Genomic DNA, 24,631 nt, shown 5'->3' with positions numbered 1-24,631 from the left:
AACTCATCTAAATGTGTTTACCCATTTAATTTTCCTACTTAATCCATCTAAACCCGGATATACGGCACCTTCATGGATACCGTAATGGTACAACTGTTCTTTTAATTTACGCCTTAATCCTGCAGGGATAATAACCTTATAGATTTTTTCAGGATAAAATGGCTTTGTAGGAGTAGAATGAACAGTAAAGAGCCCATTCTGGGCAATAATCCTTTTATTCAGATGAGCAGGCTCAAAAATTATAGCATCGCGGTCAGCAGGTATTTTCAATGGGTCAGAGTCAAACATTACAGGTATGTCGCTCAGAAATTCTATTTCTACTGGACTAACATCATCAATATATAGCCATACTACCGAGTCATTTATGCTAGCATCATCCTCAACAGAAAAATATAAAGCAATCAATGGATTAGTTGTCCAGTCAAGTAACCTTGTCGGTAATCCATGATGTTGAGCCAAGGCTAACCATTCCCATTCATTTCTGGGGGTAAAATCAAGGTAAGGCAATGCTTGTTGCTTAAATTGTTCAAATATAAGCCTTTCAGTAGCTTCCCTGGCAGAATCCTCAATATCAAGTCGACCAATAGATGGTTTCAACTCCCATTTAGCATTTGTCATACCTCTATATACAATATTTTTATCATTAAACTTCTTTCTAAACCCAGAAATAATATCATGATATCTTGTGAAAGAATCACCAGTGACACTTAATACTCGTTCATTAAACTCTTCAATATAATTAGAAAAGCTCAGGTCATAATCGCATTTTTTTACTTCATCAATATTTGATAGCCTACTGAAAAATTTCACATTGCGAGGGGTTTTAAATATATCCAAAATAGCTGAAATATTCTCATTATTTATAATGTTTTTATTCTTTACTCTTGAGAATTTATTACTAGCATCAATAAATGTTATCGGGTCAGTTTTTTCCCTTCCCTTCCTGATAACAAGCAAACAAGTAGGAATATTTGTCCCAAAAAATAAATTTGCAGGCAAACCTATAACGGTATCAATACAATTAAATTCATCAATCAAGATTTTACGCAAATCTTTGTCCCTACCACCACGATGCAATGTTCCATGAGTTAACGCAATAACCATCACACCATCAGAAGATAATGATTCATATCCGCGCCAAAGAAAGGCAAAGTCAGCAGAGCGACTAGAGAATTTCAACCTGGAGGAAATAAAGTCTTTATAACGTTCAGGCTCCCATCGAACATTAAAAGGTGGAACAGAAATGACAACATCAAATTTTTTATTATCTGTGATACTTTCTAATGCATTAGCATTAGTTAATGAGAACCGTGAAAGACGAAGCCCACTAAATAAAATCCTCATTTTTGCATATGCAAATGCTGATTTGTTAATTTCATTTCCACGAACTTCGTCAATAACAAAAGATTTATTATATATATCAAGCAATAACCCTCCCGTACCGCATGCAAAATCACAAACATTAATAGGGTTATTTTGAAATTGTAATGCAATAGAACTAATAAGATTACATATGCAATTTGGCGTGATATATTCTGGCGCGTATTGTGCTGTTCTTTCTGTAACAAACTCAAAAATATATGTTGCAAAATCTACCGATAGCCACTCATTTATTGAGCCAATATCGTTCAAAGTTAATAGCACCCCATTCAATTCATTAAGCGTGTTTTCCTTAATAATCCTGCAAGAGTTGAAAAAACAATCACGTAGATCAGAATGTCGTTCTTCAATATAATAAAATGTATGAATCAATCTGTGAGATAGCTGATATGAATTGCCAATAAATTCAGAGTTAACCAAAGCTGCTAACTGATATTCTGGCTCAATGAAATATTCAAAACCTTCTTCATTCGAAAAACTTTTATCTGAAATTACTTTATATAGAATAAAAGATAAAATTAAATCGCGAGAGTCCAAAGAGTTCACAAAAGGGCGAATTTGACTTTCGATTCGTTCAAAGAAAGAAATTACTTCATGAGAAAATGAAGAGTCTTGCATATTAGCCCTTTTCGTCAACACTGCATTAAAATATGAATTATGTAACAATTTAATAGCTTGATAGATTACTTTACCAAACTGAGAATTACAACTATTATTTACTTTTATTTCAAACAATATATGCTAGCATCCCTGTTAAGAGTCTTACTAAAATTTTTATTTAAATCTTAGGGAAACCAATTAGAATTAATGCGTTAATATTTACCTTAAATACGAATAAGGTTCCGCGAAGCATAATATTCAGTGCGTTTATTAATTTGCCACGTACCGATAATCCCAGTCATCCGTATGAATAATGTTACCGTCACGGTAATGCCAGGCAATCTTTTCATAACGAAGCAGAACAAGCTCAAGATGCCCCTGTTTTTCATGGTAAGTCTCTTTCACGTCATGCATTAATGAAAACAGCGTGACGACTTTTACCGATTCCAGCGTTATCGTGAAATAGATTTCTTCCTGACCGGCATCATTGATTCTGTAAAGGTCGATAGTTGCTTTCCTGAGCGTACCGCCCGTGCTAAGCGCTTTATAGAGATAAACGCTGGAGGCATCAATTTCCTTTTCAATGAGAAAAGGGCGATGCTGGCGTTTGCTCAACACTCTGCCATTATGCAGGTCAGAATTATAGCTTACGTTATGATAGAGCCCTAAAACCTCAATTTGGTTTTCACGGTCTGTAACTTTCACGCTCCCTTTTATAATATTACCCGCATCGTCAGTTAATGACATATATCCCGGAATGGCCATTTAAATATCCTTATCGAATGGAACAGAGTGTTCAACGGTGGCGATCATAACGGCGAGACATTTTTTACCCTTCGGACTGTTAACCTTAAACATCTCCCTGATTGAATCTACATAAAGCTTATTGCTCTCTGCTTCCGTCTCAGGGAAATTAGCAAAAGCGCAGACTTGTTCAATAGTGAGCAACGGTTTATCGTCTTTTAAAATGGCTAAAACGCCTGCAGGATTATGAGGGATAGCTTCAGAAAGCGCTGCTTTTAAGTCTTCAGCCGTACTGGCGTCCACGCCCGGCTCAAGAGCACTCGCGACAGCTAACCATTTCTGGTTTCCTTTGCTAATCTCTGGGATAACATGATTCCACCATTCCGACTCATCGCTATCATTAGCATATAATTGTGCAACAACATGCCAGGCACCTTTCTCGTTTATCATCTGCAAAAGTTGCTCTGGAGTGTGACTTTTGGCAAATAAAGCCAACGGGAAGTACAATAAGAGCACAATGATATATTTCATTATCGCACCACCAGAATTGTGTCACCCGAATCATAAATCATATGGCGCTTGTCCTGACCGTTCATAATGATGCAACCAGCTGATGCTGAGCCTGGCGGTTGACCTTTTTTATCCCCATGAATTTGAAAATGATCTCTACCAAAGGTATTGGTCCCCGCTATAGGTTCAAGAATAATAGCCTCTGCACTTTTATGATTATTCCACCCGGCAATAAAATAAATACCTCTGGGAATGAGGCCTCTGTTTCGTTGACCTTCACACTCTGGCTTATCTTTCGATTCACCCGCTCCGCTGTAGCAGTTAGCGACAAACACACCATTATGACTCAATACCCCTGTTGAAACTTTATACTCCCATGTCATCAATACCGTCTCCTTTCATAAATAGTCTTTTATCTTATGGCTAATGAGAGCGTTAAAATGACTACGACGGTCACAAAAAATTACGTCCGAAAATAAATAAGCACAAAAAATATAGAAAAAATTAATAATAGATGATTTTGATGTATATAATTTTTATATACAAGCCGTGTTTTCAGGCAAAGAATGCGTCTCTCCCCTTACACCAGTTTTGCACTTTTGGTTCACTTCCCTCTATCCTTAACCCATGGAAAAAATAGCTGAACTCAAACGCGCCAAGCTGCTGGCGCTGTCGCTGCTGCTGGTTGCAGTCGCGGCCTTTATCACCACCCTGTTCCTGCCGCAGACCTTCTGGGTGCGCGGCGTAAAGGCCATTGCTGAGGCGGCGATGGTCGGCGCGCTCGCAGACTGGTTTGCCGTGGTTGCGCTGTTCCGCCGGGTGCCCATTCCATTTATCTCGCGCCATACGGCAATTATCCCGCGCAATAAAGACCGGATCGGCGACAATCTCGGCCAGTTTGTGCAGGAGAAGTTTCTTGATACCCAGTCACTGGTCGCATTGATTCGCCGCTATGAACCTGCGCAGATGATCGGCGCCTGGTTCAGCAAGCCCGACAACGCCCAGCGCGTCGGGCTGCATTTGATGCAGGTGATGAGCGGTTTTCTCGAACTCACCGACGACGGACGCATTCAGCGCCTGCTCAAACGGGCGGTGCATAAGGCCATCGACAAGGTTGATTTCACCGAAACCAGCGCAGTGATGCTGGAGAGCATGACCAAAAACAACCGCCACCAGGTGCTGCTGGATGCGATCATCAACCGTCTGATTACCCTGATTCAGCGGGAGAGCACGCGGGACTTTATTGCCGATCAGATTGTCCACTGGCTGAAGACCGAGCATCCGCGCAAAGCGATGGTGCTGCCCACCGAGTGGCTGGGCGATCAGAGTGCGGAGATGGTATCGAACGCGGTCAACACGCTGCTGGACGATATCAGCCACGACCGTACGCACCAGATCCGCCAGGCGTTCGACCGCGCCACGCTGAAGCTTATCGACAACCTGAAAAACGATCCGGAGATGGCGGCGAAAGCCGACAACATCAAGCACTACCTGAAAAACGATGAGGCGTTTAACCGCTATCTGGGAGAGATGTGGGCCGACCTGCGCCAGTGGCTAAAAGCGGATATGCAAAGCGAGGATTCGCGGGTGAAGCAGCGCATCGCCAACGCCGGGCTGTGGTTTGGCGAAACGCTGTCTAACGACGCCAGCCTGCGGGCGTCGCTGAACGAGCATCTGGAGCAGGCCGCGCACCGCCTCGCGCCGGATTTTGCCGCCTTCCTGACGCGCCACATCAGCGACACGGTCAAAAGCTGGGATGCCAAAGACATGTCCCGCCAGATTGAGCTCAATATCGGTAAAGACCTGCAGTTCATCCGCGTCAACGGCACGCTGGTCGGCGGGACGATTGGCCTGATCCTGTTTTTACTCTCGCAGCTGCCTGCCGTGCTGGGACATTAATCTACCTTGGGCGGCGCGATGACGTAGCGCGTCGCTTCGAAGCGATTGAGGATCAGGTGCACCAGGAAGACCATCGTCAGCGTTGCGACCAGCGAAAAGGTGACGGAGGTGATGCGATAGAGATCGCTGAACACCAGGTCAGTGTCCGGGTGCATGTTCTGCCCGAACATAATGCCGATGGTGGTGATGCTGGAAAACCCCACGCCCGCGCCCACCTTTTCCATCACGTGGAGTCGCGCGCCAAACGCCAGCCCGAGGCCGATCAGGGGCATCATCAACAGCATATGGCTGCTGTGATCGTAGAGGATCAGCTGCACCACCAGAATATAGAGGCAGCCCAGCACCACGCCGACCACGCGCCAGATAGAGCTCATCACCGAACCGCGATAGTGCATCGGGAACAGGATCAAAATCCCCGCCATCAGCGCCGAAAGCGAATCGCTTAAGTCGCTAATCTGAAACACCACGAATATCAGCGTCGCGACGGTGCCGGAGAGCAGAGACTCGTGGCGCACGCGGGCATCGTCTTTCTCAATCAGCGGCGGCGGCCTGCGGGGCTCCACGTCCGGCAGGAGATAGTTCATCAGCGCGCTCAGGCACACCGCCATCACGCTCGCTTCGATGTTAGAAAACAGCAGCGTGTGCCAGCTGGTGGTGGGGTAGCTCATAAAGTTGAGCATCACGCTCTGGCACACCACGCCCATTGAGCCAAACAGGAACAGCGGCCCCTTGCTCATAAAGCGAAAGCGCATCACGTACAGGGCAAACACCACCAGCGTCATAATGACCGGCCATTGCGACAGATAGCCGATAATGAAGATCATTTCGACGCAGTTTAGCGCGGCGCTGAAGATAAACTGCTTTGCCACGTGGCGATTAAACACCGGCACCAGCGACAGGAGCATGATCGGATAGACCACGAAAAATACGCCATAGCTGGTGTTGTAGAAGCTGGAGATGCTGAGCGCAATCATCCCGGCGAAGACGATGCGCAGGGTCTGACGAAAGTCGTTTGCCGTATAGACGATGTTGCCGTGCGGGGTAAACACCCGCGCCAGGGTGCTAATAGACATAGTGAAGCAGGCTCACCAGGTGGATCTGCATCCCGGAGAAAAAGCGCGCAAACGGCCCCTCGCTGTTATAGAGCTGCACGGTCGCGCGCGCGCCGGTCGGCAGATGCTTCGGCAGCGCCTCGTCCAGCGCAACGTGAATGCGCATGCGCTGGGCGTCACGCACCCAGCGGTTGGAGGTTTCCGGTTCGGACAGCTGGCCGTTCACGGCCTCCTGACCCGCCAGTATCCCCGCGTCGCTGCTGGTCACGTGGGCGCGGAAAACGTGCCCCGGGAAGGCGTCAAACACCACGGCGGCATCGGTGCCCTGATGGGTGTGACGCAGGCTTTTTTCGCGAAAATCGGCCACGATATCGATCTGGTTGTTCACCAGCGCCAGCGCGGCGGAACCCGAGGAGGCGTAAAAGCCCGGGCTTAACTGCAGGTTACTGACCGTGCCGTCCGCCTGGGCGTAGACCTTCGTCCAGCCGAGGTTAAGCTCTGCCTCATCCAGCGCGTTGCGGTATTTTTGCAGCGTCACGTTGCGATGCTCGTCCCGCTCGCCGCGCTGAATACGCAGGTTATGGATATTGGCCTGGATGGAGCTGACGGACTGCTCGCTGCTCTGCCAGGTGGTGCGAACCTTATCCAGATCCGCCTGCGAGACGTTCTGCAGGGTGCTCAGCTTCTGGTAGCGATCGAGGGTCACTTTGTCGTTACGCGCGGTCAGCACGGCGGTTTTCAGGCTGGCCTGCGCGGCGGCGATCTGCGCATCCAGCTGGTCGTTGGAAAGGCGTGCCTGCTCAAGCGCGATTTGCGCCGCTTCCACTTTATTGCGAAACGGCGTGTCGTCGAGCTCAAACAGCAGATCGCCTTTTTTCACCTGGCTGTTGTTGTGGACATGTACCGCCGCCACGTAGCCGGAGACGCGTGGAGAAACCGGCGTCACCACGCGCATCACGGTGGAGTCCGGCGTCAGCGGGATCCAGATATCCGCGACGATAAAGTAGACAAACATCAGCAGGAAAGAGGCAATACTCACCCTTACCCAACGGGCAAACTTTTGTTCAGGGGTCATTATTTTTCGGTCTTGTTATCTTCTTCGCGGATAGTCCGCAAATTGCAGGCGAATTGATTCAGGGTGGCGCTGAAAATGTCGATATGTTCCGGCGCGATGTTTTGCGATACGCGCGCCTGATAGGTCTCAATCACCTGAGTGAGCCTTTTTAATATGGCTTTTCCCTCAGGCGTCAGCGTCAGAAGCCGGATGCGCTTGTCATAAGGCGATACGGAGCGCAGCAGGTAGCCCTGCTTTTCCAGCTGTACCAGGGTGCGCATCAGCGGCGGCAGTTCAATGCCCTGCACCTCCGCCAGCTCACTCACGGAGACGTTATCCCCGAGCTGATGAAGCTGCATCATCACCGTCCAGCTCGACTGGGTTAACCCGGTATCGAGAATGGCGTCGTCGATTACCGCACGCCACTGGCGCACGATCATCGCCATCCGCATGCCCATCGGCCTGCGGCTAAACAGTTCTTCTTCGCTCATGGGGAAACCTCTCGTCACACGCGGTCACGATAATAGTTATCAGGATAAGTATCAAGAAACGAGAGGCGAAAGAGCAGGAATTGCGAAACGACGTCCCCCTCTCCCCGTGGGAGAGGGCTGGGGTGAGGGCACCAGCCCGCAGCGAAGTTTAGCGGCTAAAAAGTCTCTTAACAGCAGCCCTACCTGAAGCCGTCACCACCACCTCCCTGTACCCCGCCACCCGCTGGATCCACCCTTTGCTTTCCAGATGAATGAGCAGCGCCGCGCCCGCCTCACCGCCCAGATGAAACCGCCGCTCGCTCCAGTCCAGACAGGCGCAGCAGGCTTTGCGGCGCGGGTGAGCGCTTAACGAAACACCAAGCTTCAGAAACTGCTCCCGGCCATACAGCGTGAGCGCTGAACCGTCAGCCTCCAGCCAGCCTTCCGCCTGCATAAAATCGTAGATGTGCACCGCAACCGTTCCGGCAAGATGGTCGTAACAGGTTCGGGCCTCGCGCATGGCCTTCGGCGCGGTCGTTTCCGGCGGGGTAATGCGGCTCCAGGAGAGCCCCATCATCTGCTCCACCAGCTCCGCCACGTCGTGCCCCGCCAGACGATAATAGCGGTGCCGCCCCTGAGACAGGCAGGTAATCAGCTTTCCCTCCACCAGCCGGGCGAGATGCCCGCTGGCGGTCGACGGCGCAACCTCTGCCGCCGCGCTCAGCTCGGTGGCGGTCCACGCCCGCCCGTCCATCAGCGCGCACAGCATCTTTACGCGCGAGGGATCGGCCATTGCGGCAGCCACCGCGGCAATGGCCTGTTCCAGCGCCGCGCCGTTCTCAGGAGGTAGGCTCGTTTTTAACATGTGTTGCCCAGGGTTCGGTGATCTCTGCGGCCAGCTTATCATCATCCGTCAGCAGAATAAGGTGATTCGCGTGGTCGCTGTACTGGGTAAGGATAGACACGCCGCGTGCCGCCAGCACCGCCGCAATTTCACCCAGCTCGCCGGGGCGCTCCTGCCTGAGTTTCCGGATCACCGGCTTACGCAACGCCTGCACGGTAAACCCGGCGTCGAGCAGCACGCGTCGCGCTTTTTCCCCGTCTTCCACCAGAAAATGGGCATCGGTACCAAATACGCCTCCGCCCTCCAGCCCTACGCCGTTGCGCCCCAGCAGCTGTCCAAAGCGCGCCAGCTCGCCGGGCCTGTCGCTAAAAATCACATGAACGTCATACATCCGCGTGCCCTCCGGTTTCGGAACTGTACTCCCGCACCAGCTGCGCCACCCGAATGCGGTAGTACGCGAAAATCGACTCCCGCCCTTCGGCCTGCGCGGCCTGATGGAAGACGTTCTGCTTCCAGCTACGGACGGCCTCCTCATCCCGCCACCAGGAAAGCGACAGGATTTTGCCGTCGGTCGTCAGGCTCTGGAACCGTTCAATATCAATAAAGCCGTCGATGTCCGCCAGCAAAGGTTTGAGTTCGGCAGCGAGCTGAAGATAGCGCGCCTGATGGGCGGGCGCGGCTTTGGCTTCGAAAATGACTGCAATCATGATGGTCTCTCCGTAGTGATGTTGGGGAGAGAATGCAGGGTAGAGAGGAACGATGCTTCGGCAAAGAGCGAAGCGTTGTGCCGGATGGCGCTGCGCTTATCCGGCCTGTGGGATGATGTAGGCCCGGCAAGCGCAGCGCCACCGGGCAGGTTTTAGCTCAGAATCGACTTCGGCTCCATAAATGCCCGAATTCCCCACTCGCCCATCTCGCGCCCCACGCCGGAGTGCTTAAACCCGCCGAACGGCGCTTTCGGCTCATGGGCCAGGGTATTCACCAGCACGCGACCGGAAACAATCTGCTGCGCCACGCGTCGCGCGCGGTTCGCATCGCCGCCCAGCACCATCGCGCTCAATCCGTAATCGGTGTCGTTGGCAATGGCGATAGCCTCCGCCTCGTCACGATAGGGGATCGCGCACAGCACCGGGCCGAAAATCTCGTCACGGGCGACCGTCATCTGGTTGTTCACGTCGGCAAACAGCGTCGGGCGCACAAACCAGCCGTCTCGCGTGCCGTCCGGTCTCCCTTCACCACCCGCCAGCAGACGCGCCCCCTCTTCAATACCTTTGCGGATATAGCCCTGCACCCGCTGCCACTGCTTTTCGCTGACCATCGGGCCGACGTCCGTCGCGCTATCGCGCGGATCGCCCGATTTCACCGCCGCCACGGCCTGCGCCAGCGCGGTTTCGATCTCAGCCTTGCGCGCCTGCGGCACCAGAATGCGCGTTCCGGCCACGCACGCCTGCCCGCTGTTCATAAACCCGGCCTGAATCACCAGCGGGATCGCCTGCGCCAGATCCACATCATCCAGCAGGATCGTCGGCGATTTACCGCCTAACTCCAGAGTCACGCGCTTAAAGCTCTCCGCCGCGTTGCGCAGGATCGCCTTGCCGGTATTCGTCGAGCCGGTAAACGAGATTTTTGCCACGTCCGGATGGCGGCTGATGGTTTCACCGACGGTTTCGCCGCGCCCGGTGACGATGTTAAACACCCCCGGCGGCAGCGCGGCATCGCGCAGCGCTTCGGTGACAATCCGGGTTTGCAGGGCGCTCATTTCGCTCGGCTTGATGACTGCCGTACAGCCCGCCGCCAGCGCGGCCGCCAGCTTGCCGCAGATAAACCCCGCGTCGCTGTTCCACGGCGTGATAAGCCCGGCCACGCCAAGCGGCGTCATCTGCACCGTCGCTGCGCCTGCGGGGATGACGAACTCAAACGCCTCCAGCGCCTCGATGGCCTGAGCAATCACCTCCGCCGGATAGCTGGCCATCCACGCCGAGCGCGAGGCGGGCGCGCCGTACTCTTCAATGACCGCTTCCAGCAGATCGTCGTGACGGGCGGCCACGGCGGCGTGCATGCGTTTTAGCGCCGCGAGGCGTTCCTGCTTTGTGGTCTGCGACCACGCCGGAAACGCAGCTTTCGCCGCCGCAATGGCGCGCTCCGCGTCAACCTGATCCGCCAGACGAACCTGGCCGATGACCTGCGCCTTCGCCGGGTTGTACAAATCAAACCACTCGGTGCCGTGCGGGGTAACAAATTCGCCGTTAATAAAGATCTGTTCGATGGTGTGCATATAAACCTCCTCAGGCTGTGTGAGCACAGTCTGTCACGGCTTCTCTGTTGCGATAATCCACGCTATGCTGCAAGGGTTATTTCGATTTTCAGGATAATCTATGCATCGTTCAGGTCTGACAGAGCTGGAAGTGGTGATGGCGGTCGTGCGGCGCGGCAGCTTTCGCGGCGCGGCGCAGGAGCTCGGCATGTCCGCTACGGCGGTCAGCAACGCCATCGCCGGGCTGGAGAGCCGCCTGGATACTCGCCTCTTTAACCGCACCACCCGCAGCGTGGCGCTCACCGACGCCGGACAGCGCTACGTGGCGCGCGTTGGCCCGGCGCTGCAGGAGATCCGTCTCGCCAGCGAGGAGATCCACAGCGACACCGGGGAACCCGCCGGCACGCTGCGTCTGAACGTGCCGAACCATATCGGCACCCTGTTTCTGGACCAGCTGCTGATCGACTTTATGATCCGCTACCCGAAGATGCGCGTGGAAACCGTCAGCGAAGCGCGCATGATCGACATCGTCGCGGAAGGCTACGACGCGGGGATCCGCCTTGAGGAGTCCGTGCCTCAGGACATGATCGCCGTGCCGCTGACCGGGGAGATCCGCCAGCTGGTCACCGCCACGCCGGACTATTTTGCACGCCACGGCATTCCGCAGACGCCGGACGATCTGCTTTCGCATCAGGGGATTGGCATGCGCATGGCCCACGGCGGGATCTACCGCTGGGAGCTGGCGCGTCGGGGGGAAACGTACGCCCTTGCCGTACCACCGCGCTTTGCGACGTCCGATCTTTTTGCCTCGATCCGCGCCGTAAAGGCGGGATTAGGGGTAGGATTTTTGCCGGAACTGTATATCCGGGAAGAGCTTGAGCGTGGAGAACTGGTGAGCGTTTTAAACGACTGGGCGCAGCCCTTTGCCGGGCTGCGCCTGTATTACCCCGGCCATCGCCACGTTCCGCCGGGACTACGGGCGCTGGTGGCAACGATCCGCGAGCGCGGCATTATTCCAGGTTAGCCTTATTCAGCCCGTAAGCCGCGTCCAGCGAGCCGGGCGCCATGCGGGAGGTGATCCCCAGACGGTTCCAGGCGTTGATCGCCACGATGGCGAAGTTCAGCTCTGAAATCTCCACGTCCGAGAAGTGCTCCGCCACGCTGCGGTACAGCGCGTCGCTTACCCCGTGAACGCCAATCTGGGTCAGCGCCTCGGTGAAGGCCAGCGCGGCTTTCTCGCGGGCGCTGAACAGCGGGGACTCGCGCCAGGCCGCCAGATGATACAGGCGCAGCTCGCGCTCGCCGGCAATTTTGGCCTCTTTCGAGTGCATATCCAGACAGAACGTACAGCCGTTCAGCTGCGACACGCGAATGTCGATCAGGTGCTTCAGCGCCGGGTCGATGGAGGTTTTTGCCACCTCCATGCTCAGGGCAGACAGGGCGTTGGCGAGGGCAGGTGTAACTTTATGGTGGTTAACGCGAGTGCTCATTGTCTTTCCTCTTTTTGTGCGGCATGTGCCGTGCGATGAGGCAAATCTACGCCGTTCATGACATAGTAAAAAGATACAAAAAGCGTGAAATGAGGTAGGACATGAAGCCGGGCTATCACGACATTTATTCCCGCTATCGCGACAACATCACGCGCGGCGTGCTGAAGCCGGGCGATAAGGTGCCTGCCATCCGCGTGCTGGCGGAAGAGCTGAAGGTGGCGCGTAAAACCGTCGAAACGGCGTATGCCATTCTGACGGGGGAAGGGTATCTGGTGAGCCAGGGGGCGCGCGGCACGCGGGTCAACCCGGACCTGCTGTTGCCGGATAAGAGTGCCCCTGCGGAACAGCCCACCGGCACGCTTCCGGCATCGCTCATCAGCCAGCGCGAGCGGGCCGGGTTTCTGCGCCCCGGCATCCCCGCCCTTGACAGCTTTCCGTATAAAAAATGGCTGCTGCTGGCAGGCCAGGCGACGCGCGCCATGCGTCAGGAGGAGATGCTCAACCCGCCGGTGCTGGGCTGGTATCCTCTGCGCCAGGCCATCGCCAGCTATCTCAACATCTCGCGCGGGCTCTCCTGCAGCGCCGAGCAGGTGCTGATCACCAGCGGCTACAGCGGCAGCCTGCGGCTGATCCTCGACACGCTTGCCAGCCGCAGCGACAAGGTGGTGTTTGAAGATCCGGGCTATTTTATGGGCCAGCAGCTGCTCAAGCGGATCGTGCCGCGCCTGCACACGGTACCGGTCGATCGCTGCGGTATCGATACGGAATACCTGCTCCGTCACCATCGCGATGCGCATTTTGCCATCGTCACCCCGTCGCACCAGAGCCCGCTGGCGGTCACCCTCTCCCTGCCGCGCAAGCAGCAGCTGCTGGACTGGGCCAGCCAGAACGAGGCGTGGATTATCGAAGACGATTACGACGGGGAGTTTCACTACACCCGCAAGGTGCTGCCGTCGCTGAAAAGCCTCGATCGGCACGACCGGGTGATTTTTATGGGCACCTTCAGTAAAACCATCATGCCGTCGCTGCGCTTGGGCTACGTGGTGATGCCCGCCAGCACCGTCGGGGCCTTTACCGACTGCGCGGACATTACCACCAGCGGCCAGCCGGTGCTGACGCAAAAGATCCTCACCGCCTTTCTCAACGAAGGGCATTTTTTCCGTCACCTGAAAAAGATGCGCGCGCTGTATCAGACCCGCCGCGACTGGATGATTGCCGCCCTGCGCGAGGTGTATGGCGATCTGTTTTTCACCGAGCAAAATGACGGCGGGATGCATATCGTGGCGTTCCTGACCAGAGGAAGCAGTGACCGGGAAGTGGCACGCTGCTGGCAGGAACAGCAGCTGCAGGTGAATGCGCTTTCGGAGTGGTATCGCGGGTCGGGCAAACGCTACGGGCTGGTGATGGGCTATAACAACGTGCGGTCGTATGAAGAGGCGGTGGAATTGCTGGAAAGGCCGAAGCGGCAGACGCTTGCGCTGCTGAGCTGAACATCGCCGGGTGCGCTGCGCTCGCCCGGCGATGACGTGGCTCATACATCATTCCGCGACAACCCAACGTCCTTAAGCTGCTCGTCGCTCATCCGGCTCAGGATGCGGCGGGTGCGGTTGATGCGATACCAGTTGCGTGTTGTTTTCGCGATCCAGACAAACACAATAAACGGACGTTTTGAACGATTCTCGTAGAATTCCATGATGCTCTCCTCACTGTGTCAGTGGGGTTATCATCCCGGAAATCGGCCTGTGCAATACAGATGCAAAAACACCTTTTGTTTAACATACAGATCCGCTAAAACAGTATCTGCATGCCAATTTTTACGGCAATCTGTACTGGTTTTACAATCTGTATGGTGAAAACAAAGGATACAGCATGACGCGCTACCAACATCTGGCCAATCTTCTGGCGGAACGCATTCAACAAGGGCTGTATCGCAGCGGCGAACGTCTGCCGTCGGTGCGTGCGCTGAGCCAGGAGCACGGCGTGAGCATCAGCACCATACAGCAGGCCTACCAGATCCTCGAAAACCTCCAGCTGATCACCCCTCAGCCGCGCTCCGGCTATTTTGTCTCGCAGCGCAAGGCCCAGCCGCCGGTTCCGGCCATGACGCGACCGGTGCAGCGCCCCGTGGACGTCACCCAGTGGGATGAGGTGATGATGCTGCTGGACGCCCGCGCCGACAAAGAGATGATCTCCTTTGGCGGCGGCTCGCCGGACATTAACCAGCCGAGCCTGAAGCCCCTGTGGCGCGAGATGAGCCGCATAGCGCAGCATAATCCTGCCGAGATGCTGAGCTATGACGTGCTCGACGGCCGCCTGGAGCTGCGCGAGCAGATCGCCCGTCTGATGCTGGACGGTGGCTCCACCGTGGCAGCGAACGAGATTGTCATCACCAACGGCTGCCACGGCGCGCTGTCGATCGCCCTGCTCTCGGTGTGCAAGCCGGGGGATATCGTGGCGGTAGAATCACCGTCGTTTCACGGCACCATGCAGATGCTGCGCGGGTTTGACATCAAGGCGATTGAAATTCCCACCGACTCTGAAACCGGGATCAGCATCGAGGCGCTCGAGCTCGCGCTGGAGCAGTGGCCGATCAAGGCGGTGATCCTGGTACCCAACTGCAACAATCCGCTCGGGTTTATCATGCCGGAAGCGCGGAAAAAGCAGGTCTTAGCCCTGGCGCAGCGGCACGATATCGTGATTGTTGAGGATGACATTTACGGCGAGCTGGCGGCGGAGTACCCGCGCCCGCGCACCATTCATTCGATGGATATCGACGGCCGCGTGATCCTCTGCAGCTCGTTTACCAAAACCGTGGCGCCGGGCCTGCGCGTCGGCTGGATTGTGCCGGGGCGCTATTACGACCGGGTGATGCACATGAAATACGCCGCGGGCGGGTTTAACGTGCCGGGCACGCAGATGGCGGTAGCGGCGTTTATTCGCGACGGCCATTACCATCGCCACGTGCGCCGTATGCGTCAAATTTATCAGCAGAATATGGAAACCTACACCTGCTGGGTGCGGCAGTATTTTCCGGCAGAGATTTGCGTCACGCGCCCTCAGGGAAGCTTCCTGCTGTGGATTGAACTGCCGGAGAAGATCGACATGGTGTGCGTCAGCAAGCAGCTGTGTCGGCTGAAGATCCAGGCCGCGGCCGGGTCGCTGTTTTCCGCCTCCGGGAAGTACCGCAACTGTCTTCGGATCAACGTGGCGCTGCCGCCGACGGAGAAGAATCGCGAGGCGTTGAAGAAGATGGGTGAAGCGATTGTGATTGCGATGGAGGAGGGCTAGCACGGCCTGATGCCCTCACCCCGACCCTCTCCCACAGGGCTGAGGAATCCCCACAAAATAATGCCAGCATGGACGACCCCCTCTCCCTTGAGGGAGAGGGCTGGGGTGAGGGGGAACATACGGCTGTGGAGGTTATTCCGTTCACTTTATGTTCCTTGCTACTCTGTAACGACATGACCGGTGAACGTGCCAGCGATTTACAGCCGGACCAGGGCGTCGCTGTAAGTCTTCAATCTTTCTGAAACAACGTTATTGCTTCTGTTTAATCATTACTGGGGATTTCTCAGCCCACAGAGAGAGGGAGAAAACCGTGCCGCACTACTCGTCGAAGTACCAGTACCCCTGGTTAATCAGCCCGGTAAGCTCTTCAACAAACGCCGGGTTATTCAGCGCATCGCCCAGCTCGGCCTGACCGAGTTCGGTGTAGCGGCACAGCGCATCCGCCGCCTTCGCGTCTACCGTCTCCAGCTGTTCGCTGTTGATAAAGAAGCTGCCGTTAATGTTCAGCACGCGCAGGCCGCTCAGGCGGGACAGCGTTTCGCCGCCCTGCAGCGCGTCCAGCACCTCTTCCGGCGCGTACGGCGGCTCGGCGGCGGCGATATCCAGCTCGTGGCGCGGGGTGGAGACAAAGCTGCCGAACCATTTTGTGAAATCATCCGGCTTGCTAATCATGTCGAACATCATCTGACGAATGCGATCCAGTTCGTACTGCTCCACGCGGCCCGGATGTTCGCGACAGGTCAGATCCGGATCGCTGTAGTGCTCGCCGCCCAGATCGTTTTCCAGCGCGTAATCGGCGAAGCTGCTGATCAGATCGCGACCGTTCGGCCCGCGGAAGCCAACGGAGTAGTTGAGCACCGTTTCATGGGTAAATCCGTCGTGCGGGAATCCAGGCGGGATGTAGAGGATATCGCCCGGGGCCAGATCTTCGTCGATGATCGGCTCGAACGGATCCACATGCAGCAGCGCCGGATGCGGGCAGAACTGACGCATCGGCAGCTTGTCGCCCACGCGCCAGCGGCGGCTACCCATCCCCTGAATGATAAACACGTCGTACTGATCGATATGCGGACCCACGCCGCCGCCCGGCACGGAGAAGGAGATCATCAGGTCGTCCAGACGCCAGTCCGGCAGGACGCGGAACGGACGCACCAGCTCCGCGGCAGGCATATGCCAGTGGTTCACCGCCTGCGCCAGCAGCGACCAGCCGGTTTCACCCAGATCGTCAAAGTGCTCAAACGGACCATTGCTGGCCTGCCATTTGCCGTTGAAATGGCTCACCAGACGGCTATCGACTTCCGGCTCCATCGCCAGCCCTGCCAGCTCGTCCGGGGTAATCGGGTCGACAAAATTCGGGAAGGCATTTTTCAGCACTACGGGTTGTTTTTGCCAGTATTTCTCAAGAAATTCCGGCCAGTTCAGGTTCAGTTGATACGCCATGGGTAGCACCAGTGAGAGGGGAAACAGGCGCGATTATAGGCAAGAAGGCAGAGGGGGAACTTGTCATGGGTCAAACGAGGACGTGTAGGTCGGGTAAGGCGTAGCCGCCACCCGACACGTACACGGCGGTAAAAACTTAGTCCAGCTTCAGCTCGTCATAATGGGTAATCAGTTTACCCACGATGCCGTAGTCCAGCGCTTCTGCCGGAGACATCCAGAAGTTGCGATCGGTGTCTTTTTTCACTTTTTCCAGCGGCTGGCCGGTGGCGTCGGCGATCAGCTTGTTCACGCGATCCAGCATGCGGATGATCTCGCGCGCTTCGATCTCAATATCCGTCGCCTGACCGCGCACGCCGCCGAGCGGCTGGTGGATCATAAAGCGGGTATTTGGCAGCGAGTAGCGGTGCTCTTTCTTCGCCGCCAGGAAGATGGTGATCCCGGCGCTCGCCACCCAGCCGGTGCCGATGACGTGAACTTCCGGGCGGATGAATTTGATGAAGTCGTGGATGGTATCGCCCGCTTCCACGTGGCCGCCCTGGCTGTTGATGTACAGCTTGATCGGATCGTTGCTGACGCTTTGCAGCAGGATCATCTGGGTGATGACCTTCTGCGCCAGCTCCTGGTTAATCTCACCGGAGATCACAATCGAACGAGACTCCAGCAGTTTTTGCTGCAGAGCGCCCGCGCCGTTTGACCCTTCCGCTTTTTCCTTGTCGCTATCTTTCAGTGTGTAGTGCATTGTTATTTCCTCAGCTTGTCGCGCTCAAAACCAGAGTGTAGCCTGTTTTACCGGTGAAAGTCCTCACAGACAAATAACGAGGGAGCTTATGAATATTGCCCATGTCGCACTCTGGACCCGCAGCCTGAACGCGCAGGTTCAGTTCTGGGAAACGGTGTTTGGTGGCCGCAGTAACGAACGCTACGTCAGTAAAAATCGTCCCGGTTTCGAATCACATTTTATTACGCTGGATAACGGGCCGACCATCGAGCTGATGACGCTGCCGGATCTGCCCGACGCCCCTGCGCACCCGGAGTTTATCGGCTGGGCGCATATCGCCATCAACGTCGGCAGCAAAGCGCAGGTCGACAGCATGGCCGGGCGGGCACAGGCAAACGGCACGCTGCTCAGCGCCCCGCGCATGACCGGGGACGGCTTCTATGAAGCGGTAATTGCGGATCCGGACGGCAACCGCATTGAGCTTGTGGGTGCATAAAATCAGCGTTTCGTTCCTTAACCGCCCCGGTCACGGATCGCTATACTTCATCTTCATACGGTTATCATATTGTTAAATGATAATGATAGTTAATGTGTTAAGATGAAAGTCAGCATAAACAGTCCCTTACGTAACCGGCGGGATTGTTTGCATCCTCGACATGTAAATCAGCACCGGGGCGGTGAATGGAACACATTGTGTATGTGGTTGATGACGATGACGCCGTCAGACAGTCCGTGATCGGGCTGCTGGATTCGGCGGACCTGAACGCCGTCGGCTTTTCATCGGCAGAAGCGTTTCTTCAACACCGCTTTGAAGAGCTCCCGTCGTGCGTGGTCCTCGATATGCAAATGCCGGCCATCTCGGGCTTTGAGGTGGCTGATGCCCTTAAGGACAGCGGGCGCGAAATCCCGATTATTTTTCTTACCGGCCACGGCACTATCCCGATGTCGGTGCGCGCCATTAAAGGCGGCGCGTACGAATTTCTCACCAAGCCCGTCGAATCCACCGCGCTTATCGACGCCATCGAGTCCGCGCTTCAGCTGGCGGAACACAACGCCGCGCGCAATAAAGAGCACTACGCCCTGAAGCAGCGCCACATGTCCCTCACCCCGCGCGAGCACGAGGTGCTGACGCTGGCGATAAGCGGCATGCTGAACAAGCAGATTGCCGCCGAGCTGGGCGTCAGCGAGATCACGGTGAAGGTGCACCGTCGCCGCGTGATGGAGAAAATGCAGGTGCGCTCCGTGGCGGAGCTGGTCAGGGCCGTTGAGCGCCTGACCTCAAGCCTGCCTGCGGAGTAACGCTTACCCTTCCTGCGCCGCCAGCGGCAGCGCAAACGCAAACACCGTGCCGTACGGCTCCCGGCGGCGCGCGCTCAGCTTCCCGCAGTGGCGCTCAATGATGCTGGCGCTGATGGTCAGCCCCATCCCCATCCCCTGTGCTTTGGTGGAGTAGAACGAATCAAAAATCTGCTCCAGCCGCTCGGGCTCAATGCCGCTTCCGGTATCGGCGATCTCGACGATCACTTTCCCGTCCGCGTTGGCGGTGCTCAGGCTAATGGTTGTGGCGCGATCCTTCACCTCGGCCATCGCCTCAACCGCATTCATCACCAGATTGAGCAGCACCTGCTGGATCTGCACGCTATCGCCGGTGATAAAGCTGTCCTGCGCCCTTAACAGATAATCAACGCTAATGTGTCTCTGCTCCAGCTCGCTGCGCGAAAGCGTGATGATATGGTGGATCAGGTAGTGCATGTCGATGCGCGAGAAGGTGGGATCCTGCTTGCGCGTCAGGGACTGAATGCTGCGAATGATCTCCCCCGCCCGCGCGCCTTCCGCGGCGATCTCCTCCAGCCCTTCGCGCACTTTATCCAGCCGGGCGGGCTCGCGGTTGAGCCAGCGCAGGCTCGCCCCGGCGTTAGAGACGATCGACATCAGCGGCTGATTGATCTCGTGGGCAATGGAGGAGGTCAGCTGTCCGACGGTGGTGGCCCGGGAGACCCGCGCCAGATCCGCCTGCGCAACCCGCATCGCATCCTCCGCGGCGCGCTGGCTGGTGATATCGGTGATGATGCCGTAATACTCGTTCACCTCGCTGCCCACGCCCACCGGATCGCCAATCCCGAGGATGTAGCGCGTTGAGCCGTCGGTACGCTTAACGCGAAACTCCGCGCGCATGGAGAGCCCGTCGCGCACGCTTTGGGTGACGATGGCGCTGATGCGGGCGTAATCGTCCTCATGAACGAAGGTCAAAAACTCCGCCATGGAGATTGTCTTTTGCCGTTCGGGCAGGCCGAGAATGCGGGCGTACTCTTCCGAGACAAACATCAGATCCTGCTCCAGCTCCCAGCGCCAGCTGCCGGTGTGGCTGATCTGCTCGCCGAGCATCAGCGAGGTCTGGCTGGATCGAAGCTCTTTCTCCACCCGGCGGCGCTGGATGTTCTCCGCCAGCAATTCGGCGTACAGCCGCGCCGTCTCCAGGGATACCGCGGCCTGCGCGCCCAGCAGGCTCACCACGCGCGAGTGCTCGGCGGTGAAGACCTCCGGCATCAGGCGGTTTTCGAGGTAGAGCACGCCTACCAGCCGCGCCTGTTTGAACATCGGGACGCACATGACCGCCGCCCCCGAGGTCACCAGATAAGGGTCCTGGCTGAAGGGATGGAACTCCTCCGGCCTGCCGGTGCGGATCTCCTGCCCGGTGCGGATCACCGCCGCCAGCACCGACAGCGGCAGGTCGGTCGCCGTCGGCACGTCTTTCAGGATCCGCACCCGCACGCCCTCGGTGCTGGTCCAGGCGCTGGCCTCGATCTCCGGAATCAGGCTCTCGCTCACGCGCAGCAGCAGGCCGCGCTGCGCCCCGGCGCGTTCGAGCAGAATAGTCATCAGGTTTTCGATTAAGCGCTCCAGGTTGATTTCTTCCGACAGCGCGCGGGAGGCTTTGATGACGCTCTGGAGATCGCGGATGGTCTCATTCTGGGCGAACGCCACCGTGTCGTAGGCGCTGGCCTGCCCGGAGGCCAGCAGGTGCGGGAAATCCTGCTCCAGCTGGCGCACCTTGGCCTGCGCGCCCGCGCGGCCCCAGGCGGCAATTGCGCCGCGGAAGTGGGCGTCCGAGGCGGTCGGGTAGCCGCAGGCCAGCGCGAACCGGCCCGCCAGCTCGTGGGCCAGAGCGTTGATCGGGTTAAACCCGCCCTCGCGTGAGAGCCGGACCGCCTTCTCATACTGCTCGAGCGCAATGCTGTTCATCCCGTCCAGACGCACGATTTCGGCGTAGATCAGCGCCTCTTTATCCGCGAACGTGCCGGGATTAACGCGCGCCCAGAGGGCGATTTTGTCGTAGTGGGCGTGAATGCTGCGGCGGTGGTTCGCCGAGAAGGTCTCCGGCGTCAGCTGACGGGAGAGCGCCAGCGCGCTGTAGAGATGGTAATCCAGCAGATGGATATGCCCCGGCGCAGACCACGCGTACCAGCCCGCCATCTCGAGATCCGCCTGCGCGTCGGCATATTCGCCGCAGGTAAAGTGCGCCATGCCGCGATACAGCCAGTACCAGAAGAGCATGGTGGAGTTCTTCTCCGGCGCCTGCTCCGGCGACGCGGGAAGCAGCGCCTCCGGCAGCACCTGCGACGCGGTCCAGGTGCCGATGACCGGCGTGCGCAGGAACTCAACGTAGCCGCGCTGGACAATCAGAATGGTCTCCACGTCCTGGAAGTGGGTTTTACGCACGAACGCCAGGCCGCGCTCGATGCTGGTCAACACCCCGTCCAGGTGATCGCCCCGCGAGAGGAAGTTAATCACCTGGTGGCAGGCCGCAAAGCAGGCCATGGTCATATCCCCGTGGGTCACCGCCGAGGTGAAGCAGGCCTTCGCGCACTCGATGGTAAACGATAAAGGCTGGGTCCAGACGCTGAGCTGGTCGAGCGGCAGCAGGGTTTTGGCTTCGAACGCGTCGTAGCCGTGGCGATTCACCAGCTCGCGGGCCAGGGTGCCGTACTGGAACCCGAGGCGATACTCGGCGTAGCGGTGGCCAATCAGCACGCCAAACCAGGCCATCGCCGTGGTGGAGGCGCCGGTAATGCCGTGGTCGAGGGTCAGGTGCATCATGCGGCAGAGCAGCAAAAAGTGCAGGCGCGGGCAGATGAAGCTGGCGCAAATGCTGGCGCTGTAGAGCAGGTTCATCACCGCTTCGGTTTCCGGGTTATCCAACCGCGACAGCTGGGCAAACAGGTTTTGCGGCGCGTCGGCCGTGCGGTTGCAAAACAGCGCCCAGGCCTCGTCGCAGTCGGCATCTTCCGGATAGCGGCTAATCTGAATACCGAAAATCCCCAGCCAGCAGAGCGCCGCCTCCAGCGCCAGACGGCTGTCCGACTGACGAATATACACCTCCACCAGCAGGTTGGCCGCCAGCGCCTTTTCGGTCAGCCCGCCGGGGCAGCCGAGAATGGCGTCACACAGCTTGCGGGTGCGCTCCAGATGCCCCAGCGCAAACTCGCAGCCCGCCTCTTCGATATCGAGCATAAAGTCCGACACCGTCCCGGCGTTGCCCAGCGCTCTGGCGGTCTGGATATAGCCGAGCGCCGAAAGGTAATCTCCCGAACGCTTCGCGCGCCGCGCGGCCAGCAGGCTCAGCTCGCGGAACATCTCCCGCTGCGGGGCGGGCTGGATGCTGTCCAGCGCGGCCGTGACGTGGTGAACGGCACGGAACAGCAGCTCGTTCCCCGCCGCCTGACGCGCGGCGTCGGCCAGCAGGCTGGCGGTGGTCAGGTGAATATGGCTTCTCTCATGCCGATCGAGCAGCGCAAAGGCCGCCTCCTGCACCCGGTCATGGGTGAAGGCGTACTTTTTTTCCGCCAGCACGATGAGCTGGGCCATCACCGCCGGGTGCAGCGCATAGCGCATTTCCGCCATCGACATGCCGACCACGCGGCAGATCATCTCCATCTCGCCCGTGCCGCCGAGGCAGGCGATGCTGCCCAGCAGGCGACGCGTTTCGTCGGGCAGCTCTTCGAGCTGCTCCAGCACCAGGGTGACGACGTTTTCGGTGTAATGCCTGGCGCGGATCGCCTGCAGATCGTAGTGCCACTTGTCCTGATATTTGTTGTGCACTACCAGGCCGTCATCCACGATGCGGCGGAAAAACTCGTGCACAAAGAGCGGGTTGCCGCCCGTCTTCTCGTGGATCAGCGTGGCGAGATCGGTCGTCGCCGCGCTGCGGGTGCGAAATACCGTCGCCAGCCAGCGCGCCACCGCTTTCACGGAAAGCGCCTGCGGGACAATCTCGCTCGCGTTTTGCGCCGCCTCCGGCAGGCCCGCCAGCAGCGCCTGCAGGGCGGCGTCGGACACGGCGCTGATATCCCGGTGGGCCGCGACCACCAGCAGCGGAACAGCGCCGCAGTTCATCAGCAGGTATTTAAGCGTATGCAGGCTGGCGGCGTCGCTCCACTGGAGGTCGTCGAGCACCAGCACCAGCGGGCAGCCCTGCGAGGCAAAGGTTTTTACCAGCGCCAGCACCATATGGCTGAAGCGCGCCCGGGCATCAATGGAAAACGTATCCGCCGAGAAGCGCGGCTTGCTCTCAAGCAGCAGGCCCAGCTCGGGCACCAGGCTGACGGCCAGCGCCTCGTACCCCTCCAGGGCGCGAGACAGGCGGATTTTCCACTTCGCCACCTCCTCTGCGGGCAGCCCCAGCAGGTGCAGCGTCAGGGTGCGGAACGCGGAGCTTAATACGCCGTAGGGCAGCGACGGCGAAAACTGGTCGACTTTGCCCACCGCCAGCAGCACCGTGCGCTGCTGCAGCGTTTTGAGCGCCGTCGCGATGATCGAAGATTTGCCGATCCCCGACGGCCCGCCGATCGTCACCAGCTCCGGCACCAGGCTCTGCCCCACCCGCTCAAACGCCGCAATAACGTCGTTCGCCTGCGGATGCGTCGCGAACAGGGAGTCCGCCAGATGGATCGCCGGGGTGCGGTCCTGCTGGCCGGGGGTAAAGGCGACGATCTCGCCCTCGCAGGTCAGCGTCGCCTGGCAGCGGCGAAGGTCGGCAATCAATCCGTCGACCGTCTGGTAGCGGTTATCGGGGTGCTTTTCCAGCAGCTTCAGGATGATGGTCGACAGCATTCCCGGCACGTCCGGGCGGATCGCGTCCGGGGCCAGCGGCGCCGAGGCAATATGGTAGTGCGCCCAGTTGGTCTGCTCGTCCTCCCCCAGCTCAAACGGCAGGCGTCCGGTCAGGAGTTCATACAGCACCATGCCGAGGCTGTAGAGATCGCTGCGGCCGTCGACGGGGCGCTGGGTGCGGGTGGTGTGCTCCGGCGACATATAGGCGGGCGTACCGCCTGAAACGGCAAGCCGGGTCTGGGTGACGGCATCGGAAAGGCTGCTGGAAAGGCCAAAGCTGCCCAGACGGCAGGTGGCATCGTGATGAACAAAAATACTGCCGGGCTTGATATCGCCGTGGATCAGGTTTTGCAGATGCATCTGGCGCAGGGGAACGCAGATCTGGATCGCCATCTCGAGAAAGCGCGCGATCCCCGAGATCGCTCTGCCCGCGCGCCGCGCCAGCAGCTCAAACGAAAACGGGGCGTACACCAGCGCGAAGCGCCCCCGGTACTGGGTGGACGCAACGGCGCGGATGGCCCAGCTGTCCTGCAGCGCGTCGCGCAGCGCAAACTCGTTTTTAAGCAGCCGGGTGGCCCGCTCTTCCTCTTCGTCGCTCACCGCGGTGGCGATAATAAACGAACCGCCGGAGTGAGGATGTCGCGCGTGCATCCAGGCGATTCCGCCCTCCTGCGCCAGCACGGTAAAAATCACATCCTCTTTAAGGACAAAAACCCGCCCCTGGTAAAGATTCCCCTGGGCGGGCCAGAATGCAGGCTGCTCGTGTTCGTTCATCCG

At 57.4% G+C, this 24,631-nt stretch carries 22 protein-coding genes; 6 read left to right on the top strand and 16 right to left on the bottom strand.

Features of this window, described 5'->3' with window-relative positions:
- Window positions 1-3: 3 nt before the first annotated feature.
- From WM95_RS03220 to WM95_RS03205, 4 genes are all read right to left on the bottom strand, one after another.
- A complete protein-coding gene (locus WM95_RS03220; protein ID WP_127881675.1) occupies window positions 4-2,115 on the bottom strand; it encodes an N-6 DNA methylase in 2,112 nt (703 codons plus the stop codon).
- Window positions 2,116-2,250: 135 nt separating this feature from the next.
- Entirely contained in the window at window positions 2,251-2,745 is a 495-nt protein-coding gene (gene tssD / locus WM95_RS03215; RefSeq protein WP_059445732.1) for a type VI secretion system tube protein TssD, read from the bottom strand.
- Entirely contained in the window at window positions 2,746-3,255 is a 510-nt protein-coding gene (locus tag WM95_RS03210) for a hypothetical protein (RefSeq protein ID WP_023310259.1), read from the bottom strand.
- Window positions 3,255-3,617, bottom strand: a complete 363-nt coding sequence (locus WM95_RS03205) for a tlde1 domain-containing protein (RefSeq protein WP_059445731.1) — start codon at window positions 3,615-3,617, stop codon at window positions 3,255-3,257. Before WM95_RS03205 ends, WM95_RS03210 begins: the two co-directional genes overlap by 1 nt.
- A gap of 244 nt (window positions 3,618-3,861) precedes the next feature.
- On the opposite strand from WM95_RS03205, the gene WM95_RS03200 reads away from it, so the two are divergent.
- Window positions 3,862-5,133 carry a DUF445 domain-containing protein gene (locus WM95_RS03200; protein ID WP_047173276.1) on the top strand — a complete coding sequence of 424 codons (1,272 nt, stop codon included), beginning with the start codon at window positions 3,862-3,864 and terminating at the stop codon, window positions 5,131-5,133.
- On the opposite strand, the gene WM95_RS03195 is transcribed toward WM95_RS03200, so the two are convergent.
- From WM95_RS03195 to WM95_RS03165, 7 genes are all read right to left on the bottom strand, one after another.
- Window positions 5,130-6,206, bottom strand: a complete 1,077-nt coding sequence (locus tag WM95_RS03195) for a DUF2955 domain-containing protein (RefSeq protein WP_023310256.1) — start codon at window positions 6,204-6,206, stop codon at window positions 5,130-5,132. The genes WM95_RS03200 and WM95_RS03195 overlap by 4 nt on opposite strands.
- A complete protein-coding gene (locus tag WM95_RS03190) occupies window positions 6,196-7,263 on the bottom strand; it encodes an HlyD family secretion protein (RefSeq protein WP_088544635.1) in 1,068 nt (355 codons plus the stop codon). The genes WM95_RS03195 and WM95_RS03190 overlap by 11 nt, the downstream gene beginning before the upstream one ends.
- Window positions 7,260-7,730, bottom strand: a complete 471-nt coding sequence (locus tag WM95_RS03185) for a MarR family winged helix-turn-helix transcriptional regulator (protein WP_063409565.1) — start codon at window positions 7,728-7,730, stop codon at window positions 7,260-7,262. Before WM95_RS03185 ends, WM95_RS03190 begins: the two co-directional genes overlap by 4 nt.
- 148 nt (window positions 7,731-7,878) lie before the next feature.
- On the bottom strand, window positions 7,879-8,574 hold the full coding sequence (locus tag WM95_RS03180; protein WP_045404530.1) for an ArsR/SmtB family transcription factor: 696 nt from the start codon (window positions 8,572-8,574) through the stop codon (window positions 7,879-7,881).
- Entirely contained in the window at window positions 8,549-8,944 is a 396-nt protein-coding gene (locus tag WM95_RS03175) for an amino acid-binding protein (RefSeq protein ID WP_045404534.1), read from the bottom strand. The genes WM95_RS03180 and WM95_RS03175 overlap by 26 nt, the downstream gene beginning before the upstream one ends.
- The gene (locus WM95_RS03170) at window positions 8,937-9,260 is read right to left on the bottom strand and encodes an antibiotic biosynthesis monooxygenase family protein (RefSeq protein ID WP_023310251.1); all 324 of its coding nucleotides are present in this window, start codon (window positions 9,258-9,260) and stop codon (window positions 8,937-8,939) included. Before WM95_RS03170 ends, WM95_RS03175 begins: the two co-directional genes overlap by 8 nt.
- Window positions 9,261-9,412: 152 nt before the next feature.
- Window positions 9,413-10,828 carry an aldehyde dehydrogenase family protein gene (locus tag WM95_RS03165; RefSeq protein WP_063409564.1) on the bottom strand — a complete coding sequence of 472 codons (1,416 nt, stop codon included), beginning with the start codon at window positions 10,826-10,828 and terminating at the stop codon, window positions 9,413-9,415.
- 100 nt (window positions 10,829-10,928) lie between these two features.
- Between WM95_RS03165 and WM95_RS03160 the strand changes: the two genes are divergently transcribed.
- A complete protein-coding gene (locus WM95_RS03160) occupies window positions 10,929-11,831 on the top strand; it encodes a LysR family transcriptional regulator (RefSeq protein ID WP_063409563.1) in 903 nt (300 codons plus the stop codon).
- Here the strand turns inward: WM95_RS03160 and WM95_RS03155 are convergent.
- Window positions 11,818-12,297 carry a carboxymuconolactone decarboxylase family protein gene (locus WM95_RS03155; protein WP_014882392.1) on the bottom strand — a complete coding sequence of 160 codons (480 nt, stop codon included), beginning with the start codon at window positions 12,295-12,297 and terminating at the stop codon, window positions 11,818-11,820. The two genes, WM95_RS03160 and WM95_RS03155, sit on opposite strands and share 14 nt — an antisense overlap.
- Window positions 12,298-12,398: 101 nt before the next feature.
- Here WM95_RS03155 and pdxR point away from each other — a divergent pair, with 101 nt between their 5' ends.
- Complete coding sequence (gene pdxR, locus WM95_RS03150; RefSeq protein ID WP_063409562.1) at window positions 12,399-13,787, top strand: MocR-like pyridoxine biosynthesis transcription factor PdxR; 1,389 nt, start codon at window positions 12,399-12,401, stop codon at window positions 13,785-13,787.
- A 41-nt stretch (window positions 13,788-13,828) separates the two neighbouring features.
- On the opposite strand, the gene WM95_RS03145 is transcribed toward pdxR, so the two are convergent.
- Window positions 13,829-13,990, bottom strand: a complete 162-nt coding sequence (locus tag WM95_RS03145) for a DUF1127 domain-containing protein (RefSeq protein WP_063409561.1) — start codon at window positions 13,988-13,990, stop codon at window positions 13,829-13,831.
- A gap of 176 nt (window positions 13,991-14,166) precedes the next feature.
- Between WM95_RS03145 and WM95_RS03140 the strand changes: the two genes are divergently transcribed.
- Window positions 14,167-15,585: an aminotransferase-like domain-containing protein gene (locus WM95_RS03140; protein WP_063409560.1), complete on the top strand. Its 1,419-nt coding sequence runs from the start codon at window positions 14,167-14,169 to the stop codon at window positions 15,583-15,585.
- Between the two features lie 318 nt (window positions 15,586-15,903).
- Here WM95_RS03140 and WM95_RS03135 read toward each other — a convergent pair whose 3' ends face one another.
- Both WM95_RS03135 and WM95_RS03130 read right to left on the bottom strand, forming a co-directional pair.
- Complete coding sequence (locus WM95_RS03135; RefSeq protein WP_088544634.1) at window positions 15,904-17,025, bottom strand: ribosomal protein uL16 3-hydroxylase; 1,122 nt, start codon at window positions 17,023-17,025, stop codon at window positions 15,904-15,906.
- A gap of 136 nt (window positions 17,026-17,161) precedes the next feature.
- Window positions 17,162-17,764: an ATP-dependent Clp protease proteolytic subunit gene (locus WM95_RS03130; RefSeq protein WP_023310243.1), complete on the bottom strand. Its 603-nt coding sequence runs from the start codon at window positions 17,762-17,764 to the stop codon at window positions 17,162-17,164.
- An 88-nt stretch (window positions 17,765-17,852) separates the two neighbouring features.
- Between WM95_RS03130 and WM95_RS03125 the strand changes: the two genes are divergently transcribed.
- Together WM95_RS03125 and WM95_RS03120 are read left to right on the top strand one after the other, a co-directional pair.
- Window positions 17,853-18,239, top strand: a complete 387-nt coding sequence (locus tag WM95_RS03125; RefSeq protein ID WP_023310242.1) for a VOC family protein — start codon at window positions 17,853-17,855, stop codon at window positions 18,237-18,239.
- Window positions 18,240-18,424: 185 nt separating this feature from the next.
- Window positions 18,425-19,042 (top strand): response regulator transcription factor, encoded by a 618-nt coding sequence (locus WM95_RS03120; RefSeq protein ID WP_063408563.1) that lies wholly within the window; start codon window positions 18,425-18,427, stop codon window positions 19,040-19,042.
- Window positions 19,043-19,045: 3 nt separating this feature from the next.
- Here the strand turns inward: WM95_RS03120 and WM95_RS03115 are convergent, their stop codons facing one another.
- Window positions 19,046-24,628 carry a trifunctional serine/threonine-protein kinase/ATP-binding protein/sensor histidine kinase gene (locus WM95_RS03115; protein WP_063408562.1) on the bottom strand — a complete coding sequence of 1,861 codons (5,583 nt, stop codon included), beginning with the start codon at window positions 24,626-24,628 and terminating at the stop codon, window positions 19,046-19,048.
- Window positions 24,629-24,631 lie beyond the last annotated feature (3 nt).

This window comes from Enterobacter cloacae complex sp. ECNIH7 (assembly GCF_002208095.1).
Taxonomy (GTDB): Bacteria; Pseudomonadota; Gammaproteobacteria; order Enterobacterales; family Enterobacteriaceae; genus Enterobacter; species Enterobacter cloacae_M.
This window is presented reverse-complemented; position numbering and strand designations above follow the sequence as displayed.